The organism is Butyrivibrio sp. INlla14 (assembly GCF_900102515.1).
Taxonomy (GTDB): Bacteria; Bacillota; Clostridia; order Lachnospirales; family Lachnospiraceae; genus Butyrivibrio.
On the sequence record NZ_FMVS01000058.1, the window covers coordinates 1 to 6,907 of the forward strand.

General features: G+C 34.5%; 8 protein-coding genes and 1 pseudogene. 2 read left to right on the forward strand and 7 right to left on the reverse strand.

The features are described from left to right. Window positions 1-251: pseudogene (locus BLO53_RS19395) on the forward strand (IS1634 family transposase); the annotation flags it as partial. Here BLO53_RS19395 and BLO53_RS18565 read toward each other — a convergent pair. The 7 genes from BLO53_RS18565 to BLO53_RS18595 form a co-directional block, all read right to left on the reverse strand. Then, window positions 242-538, reverse strand: a complete 297-nt coding sequence (locus BLO53_RS18565) for a hypothetical protein (RefSeq protein ID WP_092065132.1) — start codon at window positions 536-538, stop codon at window positions 242-244. The pseudogene BLO53_RS19395 and the gene BLO53_RS18565 overlap by 10 nt on opposite strands. Window positions 539-546: 8 nt before the next feature. Then, a complete protein-coding gene (locus BLO53_RS18570; RefSeq protein ID WP_092065135.1) occupies window positions 547-1,416 on the reverse strand; it encodes an AAA family ATPase in 870 nt (289 codons plus the stop codon). After that, window positions 1,409-1,648, reverse strand: coding sequence for a hypothetical protein (locus BLO53_RS18575; protein ID WP_092065138.1), 240 nt, complete (start codon window positions 1,646-1,648; stop codon window positions 1,409-1,411). Before BLO53_RS18575 ends, BLO53_RS18570 begins: the two co-directional genes overlap by 8 nt. A 21-nt stretch (window positions 1,649-1,669) precedes the next feature. After that, entirely contained in the window at window positions 1,670-2,968 is a 1,299-nt protein-coding gene (locus BLO53_RS18580) for an RNA-binding domain-containing protein (protein ID WP_092065141.1), read from the reverse strand. Between the two features lie 760 nt (window positions 2,969-3,728). Then, on the reverse strand, window positions 3,729-4,103 hold the full coding sequence (locus BLO53_RS18585; RefSeq protein WP_092065144.1) for a GIY-YIG nuclease family protein: 375 nt from the start codon (window positions 4,101-4,103) through the stop codon (window positions 3,729-3,731). 67 nt (window positions 4,104-4,170) lie between these two features. Then, a complete protein-coding gene (locus BLO53_RS18590; protein WP_092065147.1) occupies window positions 4,171-4,512 on the reverse strand; it encodes a helix-turn-helix domain-containing protein in 342 nt (113 codons plus the stop codon). Between the two features lie 78 nt (window positions 4,513-4,590). Then, window positions 4,591-5,190, reverse strand: a complete 600-nt coding sequence (locus BLO53_RS18595; RefSeq protein WP_092065150.1) for a hypothetical protein — start codon at window positions 5,188-5,190, stop codon at window positions 4,591-4,593. Window positions 5,191-5,452: 262 nt separating this feature from the next. On the opposite strand from BLO53_RS18595, the gene BLO53_RS18600 reads away from it, so the two are divergent. Continuing rightward, window positions 5,453-6,349: an AAA family ATPase gene (locus BLO53_RS18600; protein WP_092065153.1), complete on the forward strand. Its 897-nt coding sequence runs from the start codon at window positions 5,453-5,455 to the stop codon at window positions 6,347-6,349. Window positions 6,350-6,907 lie beyond the last annotated feature (558 nt).

Below are 6,907 nucleotides of genomic sequence, written 5' to 3' on the forward strand. Positions count from 1 at the left end.
AAGAAATACGCAAGCTCAAGGCAGTTCTCGACAGCGAGATCAACAGCGGGAACTTAAAGAGCGAAGATCTCAAGACCACCAAAAAGCTAAGAACCTGGGTCAACAATACACCTTTATATCTGCAGCTGCAGTGGTTTGATACAGTCGAGCAGGTAGAGATATCTACCAAACTCCGCAGTCGCAGATGGAATACAGAAATAACCTCCTGTGATGCGCTCTATCTGGAAAAAATAGGCCTAAATCAGGAGTGATGATTTGAGTACACATTTAACGACTTTAGGGCTAATAAGTAGTTATCTTCTTTTTCTTCCATATTGCTTGGTTCAAATGGCATGTGAAAAAAGGAAAAAAAATAATCACGGATATCCTTTCTGTTTTCCGTTGCTCGATATATTTTCCAAAAGTCATCTTTTCCTATCCGGCACGCACTGATTCCTTTTTCTTTTATAATAATTCCCAATTTTATTAATTGAATGGCTTCATCCTGTCCTACTGCATCTACATCACTTATCGATAATTCATTATAAAAGCTCTCCATAAGCACCTTCACACTAATAATTCTGAAATATTAAGACCCCATTCATCCAATAATCCATCCGGAAAATTGCTTAAGTTACCTTGATCATCTAGCTTAACTTCCAACAAATGTGTATTCTGTTCTATATCTTTTTCAAAATAATTCACTGTCACATCCATAGGACTAATTATTCCTTTTTTGGTAGCAACCCTTATAGCATTTATTATATGATCACTATGAGATTCACAAATTATTTGGACACCACCTTTTGCAGCCAATGACATCAACTTAGCAATTTTACTCTGTCCTCTAGGATGTAAATGAGATTCAGGGTTTTCTAAAATAACCATCGCATCCTTATTAGCAATTAGTAATTCAACAACTAGTGGTAAAACATAAGGAATACCAAAACCAACATTCACAGGAGTAAAGAAATCAGTTTCTAATCTTTCTCTTTCATATTTAATTCCCAACTTCGCCTCTTCTGCAACAACATCATACTCTGCTCTAATTTTGATTCCTGGCGATATTTCTCCCATCCAAGCATTCACTTGATCAATCAACCTATCACTTTTGGCATTTTCATGACACCTCTCAGGAGATACTCTAAATGTCTCCCCATGAATAACCAAAAAAGGTGCCACAAACTGTCCAAGATTTCCAAATGGATTAATGCCATTCTCATCCCATTTTGTTGTTTTATATTTAATCTTTGGTCCTAAATGTTCAGCGCTTAAATACATAAAATCATTTGCAAAGATATTCTCTTCATCAATCTTTTCATCAAGCACTTGAATTTTCTCACTTTTCATTACGTTTGTCACAGAAGTACTTAAGTCAACTATGTATCTGTAATCTATTTTCATCCCGTCAGCAAATACCAATACAAATCTAATCATTCTTCAGTTCACTCGCCATTTTCATCATATTTTCTTTTGAAAGAACCAACGACATGTCCCGAAACAACTGCTCAGCTTGTGGTTCGAAATCAATAAAGAACTCGCCTGTATCTACAAAGATTTTTTTTATGTCTTTACTAGTCTTTATTTTCTCAGCCAAATGTTCTCCAGCTGCCGTTACAACTTCAGTTCCGCCTGCAACAGCCAATTCCCCAAGTAAAGCTTCTATCATATACAATGTCCTTCCTTTTCATTAACATATAACAACCCATTTTCCAGTTTTATTTCCACCCTGACGCTCAATAACCTTTTTTTCTTTCAATGAGGCGAGTATTTTTCTTATATATCCATCAGAATATCCACTTACAGCAACTAATTCTTTTATCGTGATACTAGAATTTTGACTTATAAAATCGATAACACGCTGCTCAGCCTCATTAATGCTGACATTATTATCAGTGCCCGTTCCATCACTATTCTTTTTCTCATAATTAAATGGAATAGTAACATTAACGAAATTTTCCATAATATCAAAAGCCTGTTTCCCATAATTACTGATAATGAGAGGAATACCGTGCCCAGTTTGTTCCACATAACCCAGTTGTCCAAATATCTTTTGCAATTTAGCATTAACTGGCTTACTTATCCCCTTGTAGAACTCTTCTTTGTTTAAATCTACAGGTAATCCTCCTGTAGATATAATTTCTATTCTGTCAGAGAAAATATAAACCGCAGGTGGATTTCCTTTGTCCCACTTCGTATGGATACATGCGTTTTGCCAAGCTTCTTTAAAGCTTGCCATATCAAATAGTTTTTCTTCCGTTCGCCTATGATTTCCCATCGTAACCATAGTTTCATTAATGGATTCCATATAATCCAACACTTTATCAATAGCGGTGACCAGACAAGTTCCACCATACTCATTTCTCTTTATAAGATCCGTCTTATCTTTTCCTGCAAATGTAACAACTTTTATTGAAATGTCATTTTCGTCAGCAAGCAAAAAAGCCATCATATTATATTTTCCATCGCTGTTTTTCAACCCTGTATTATCTTCAAAAGTTGTCTGATCAACTGTCAGCCCAGCTGTTACATATGCTATTTTAAGTTTATTAAAAGTAAGCGTCTGAATCGGAGCCGGAATTATAGTTATAATATCTGATGAGGTTTGTCTGTCCATCAACTCCTTAAGGGCTGTTGGACTCAATTCTCTATCTTCATCTGCCGATCGCATGTAGTAACGTCCATATGCCGAATATGGTTTTTCCGAACCGCGCACTTCGATTTTTATCACGTTTTTATCATCGAGCAATTCATGTTCTATAGTCGGTATAACCTGCGGCTTAAGGAAGCTTGCAATTGCCTGAGATATCTCTCTAAGTGTTCTGTCCCCCATTTGCTGACCGACCACATCCCCATTATCCTTAACTCCAAAATATAGAACCCCATAGCCATTCTTATTGAGCATAGAAGCCAATGATGTTATTCCTTCCTTGAGCTCACCGGTTGTTTTCTTGAATTCTATTTTTTCAGTTTCTACTCCTATATTCATCACCTATTGCCTCCTAAACACGCAATCATTAGCACTAAAACTTTCCTAAGTTATTTCAGCCAATCCCTACTATCATGGATTATACTCTATTCAATTCTTTTTTGCTACTTTATTTGCTACTTTATTTGCTACTTTATTTGTTACTTTATCCGACACTAAACTGTTTCTTCTTTTTTTGCATCATTTTTCATTTGCCTAGTACTGCTATTATTAATTATACCGACATTTGCACCGACATTTTAATCTTACATAGTTCTTTTTGCAACTTTATTTACCACCTTATTTGCTACTTTAATTGCTACTAATTCAAAAACAGCCGATGATTTTCTTCATCAGCTGTTTTTTCTCAATACCTCTGCGTATTCCTTTAACTTCTACTTAAGATATACTCAATTTGTCCATATTCCTGCCAATCCATTCAGTCATAGCCATGTTTATCCGATAGAGTTCCTCATACTTATCTTTTCCCTCAAAGAAAGCTGTAGAAACAAATTGATTTGCCAATATCATATATGGAATAGTATTTCCGTTTTTGCTATTTATAAAAATCCGCGATCATCCACATATAGCAGATAATCGCGGTAACCATGTTTTCGTAGGATAGTTCACCTTAAAAGGTGTAAATCAGATACCACTCCGCCCACAAATGACCTATTTCCGCCATTCTTTGCTTTGGCATTAAATCCTGCCGTGACAGACAAAGAAATCAGATCTCTGCAGATTTTATAACTTAAAGCATAAAGTCAGCCAAATAATTCTTTTATCTTCTTATGGTATTGGGAATCTGATAATGCTCTCCTTCAATAATCAGTTCTACGCTCTCATAATCCTCAGGATATTCATCCTTATACTGATCATTTCCTATTGGCTGGCACTCATTAACTAATGCCGCTTCTGAAAGCTTAGCCTGATATTCTGACAATTCACAATAGCTATAGCAGTACTTATCCTTAGCAGGATAATCACTATTAGCATGTTCTTTTATCCTGCGGTCAATATTATTGCTTCTTCCAATGTAGCAAAGTTTAGATACCTTATTATCATTTGTCGAATAAATCGCATAGACCCCGCTTGTTTCTGGAAACGTATTCTTACACCAATAATATCCCTTGAATAATACTTTAATTTGTTTCATACGCTAACTCTCCTCCCTTTATAAGATGTATATTAGCAATATATTCTATTATGCGGATTATGCCAAGTTATCTCCTACTTGCTTCTATATATCCCATCAGTCTGTCACGCTGACTTCTAGTCATTTCATTGTATATTTCTATTATCCTCCCCACTTCTGAATTACGATCAATAGCATACCAATCCAAGCTCTCCGCTCTATCCCCTTCTCCTTTGACTCCAGAAAGTAACCATTCCGGAGTCACTCCAAGGATATTGCATATAACCATGATTTTATCAGATGCAGGGTTTGTACTTTTTTTCCTCCAGTCACTTATAGTGCTTTGAGGAATTCCAGTTTTTTCAGAGAAAAACTTCTGAGTCATACCTTTTTCTTCCAAAATCTGAAATATTCTATCACTTACTGTCATGAAATAACATCTCCACTCAATCTATAGATTATCCCTTTTAAATAAAGGATATTGCAAATCAATCAACTCTTTTAAAATTTAATTCATGCTGTCATAATACTTTTTCAAATCTTTCTTAAAACTGTCGGCATTATCTTCCTTGAATCTTAATAAGACAACCACGTGATTTTCTAATAAATTCTCTATCCACATTATCCAAATATCAATGCAATCATTGTATTTGGCATATAGGTCATCTATGCTTTTCTCTCCACATAATGGGTTCAGCGAATGTAACATTTTTCCGCATTTATTATACACCTCAACAAATAACTCTTTAGTAAGATATTCTTTGTCAGATACGACCAATTTATCTATCTCTCCTACCCTTTTTATCGTAAGTGTTGGTTCTGGATAGAATTTTGGATTTATACGTTCCAAATCTTTGATTATCAAATCAGCTTTCCACATTTTGTTAATAGAGTCCATCTTCTCTTTATATATTTTATAGTCTGAAATCAGTGAAGAAATAGCTATTAGTTCCAAAATTTTACGAATTTGAAGAGTACAGTATTCTATGTCAGTAAAAGTATACATTGTAGATGTTAAATGATTTCTTACATATTTAACGCTTTTTATACGTTTTTTGATATTTTTCATATTTCTTAAATATTGTACATACTCGAAATCTTTCTTCATTTATACTCACCCATTAGGGTATTATTATACCCATAAATATATTACTAGATTTGTCCTATGGGAAATTATATCATTACCAAGCAATACAAATAATTCTCAAAATAAAGTGTCCCAAAATACTTTCTCACAGAAATCATGCAGTATAATTAACAATCTGTCTCGTTTATACCTACTCAATATTTGATTTTTAAGCACTTTGCTTGAACCTATATTTATTACTATGTATCATTAGATTAGTTAACACTTTTAGGAGATTCCTGCAATGAAAATATTGAAAATTGAATTATTAAATAATCCAATACTTGGATCAACAACATTTGATTTTACAAGAAATAACGGAAAGCCTTATGATAATATAGTTTTCGCAGGAGAAAATGGCTGTGGAAAGACAAGCTTATTAAATATAATATTTGATTTTTCCAATATGACCAAAGATAAATCCATGCCCCAAAACGAGGAAAGAATTTTTTATATACAATTGTCAAATGATGAAATCAACAGATTTAATCAACGCTCGCAAAACGAAAAGCTCCCTTCTGATTCAAATGTATTCAAAGTAACCATCACCGGAAAACATGCAGATTGGACAGGAATCACCATTAATTCTTTCGATATAAAGGGTAATAAGCTTAACTCATCCACTACACCATTTTCCGCCAATCAAGAATATCGCGATATTTTTAAAACAGTCTTTTCAACCGCAGAAATTTCTTACATGCCTAAAACCTCAAATACCGTAACTTCAATGGAAATAGACGAGGATTTCACATCAAGTCTACAAAGCAATTCTCAATTAGCTTCCGAAATCCAGCAGTTACTTATTGACATATATACAAACGACGCAAGCGACTTAAGCGAATGGGTCACAAAACACCCACAACAAGTCCCGCCCAACTCAATTATTGAAAGGCGCATTTCTCGCTTTAAAAAAGCTTTTTCTCGCATGTTTGATAATCTAAACTTTGAAAAAATAGCAACATCCAACAATCAAAAGACTGTCCTGTTCAAAAAAGACGGAAAACATATTAGTATTGCCAAACTAAGTTCTGGAGAAAAACAAATTGTATTCCGAGGAGCATTTCTTTTACAACGGCAACAGGTATCAATGGGATATCCTGTTCTTTTAGATGAACCAGAAATAAGCTTACACCCACTATGACAACAGCGTATATTTGTATTTTACAAAAATTTATTTACTGCAGGAAACAACGTTCAGACATCACAGATATTTATGGCCACTCACTCTCCATACATAATAGAATCTGCTCTAAACTACCCTTCTAATTCAATTGTTTATTGTTTTTCCATAAACAATGGTACCACAGTTGTCCGCAAAATATCTGCTCCATTTCTACTGCCAGTAATAACAACTGCTGAATTAAATTATGAAGTTTTTAGGATATGTTCCAAAGATTATCACAATGAATTATATGATGTAAGGGTCAAAAGCCCTTTACATAAATTTATCTGCTCCTTGAAAATTCATACAAACCGATTTTTGATGTAAAACTTGAGTATTTTACTCTCAAAGTGTGGATATGGCAGGGAATTCCCTATTAATCATCCGGCAAGTACCGGATTCGGAGCATAGTGCCCCAGACCCTTCCGATATCGAAAGAGTTTTCTGAAATTCAATGCCGCTATTTTGCATCCAAAGAAAAATTTACATCGGAGCTTTCCATGGACACACATCTTGTTTACACCATAGACGTTTTTC

Coding starts and splice junctions, on each gene's coding strand:
- BLO53_RS18565 (WP_092065132.1), bottom strand. CDS start 538: ATGGAGAGCTTTTATAATGAATTATCGATAAGTGATGTAGATGCAGTA.
- BLO53_RS18590 (WP_092065147.1), bottom strand. CDS start 4,512: ATGACAGTAAGTGATAGAATATTTCAGATTTTGGAAGAAAAAGGTATG.
- BLO53_RS18575 (WP_092065138.1), bottom strand. CDS start 1,648: ATGATAGAAGCTTTACTTGGGGAATTGGCTGTTGCAGGCGGAACTGAA.
- BLO53_RS18580 (WP_092065141.1), bottom strand. CDS start 2,968: ATGAATATAGGAGTAGAAACTGAAAAAATAGAATTCAAGAAAACAACC.
- BLO53_RS18595 (WP_092065150.1), bottom strand. CDS start 5,190: ATGAAGAAAGATTTCGAGTATGTACAATATTTAAGAAATATGAAAAAT.
- BLO53_RS18585 (WP_092065144.1), bottom strand. CDS start 4,103: ATGAAACAAATTAAAGTATTATTCAAGGGATATTATTGGTGTAAGAAT.
- BLO53_RS18600 (WP_092065153.1), top strand. CDS start 5,453: ATGAAAATATTGAAAATTGAATTATTAAATAATCCAATACTTGGATCA.
- BLO53_RS18570 (WP_092065135.1), bottom strand. CDS start 1,416: ATGATTAGATTTGTATTGGTATTTGCTGACGGGATGAAAATAGATTAC.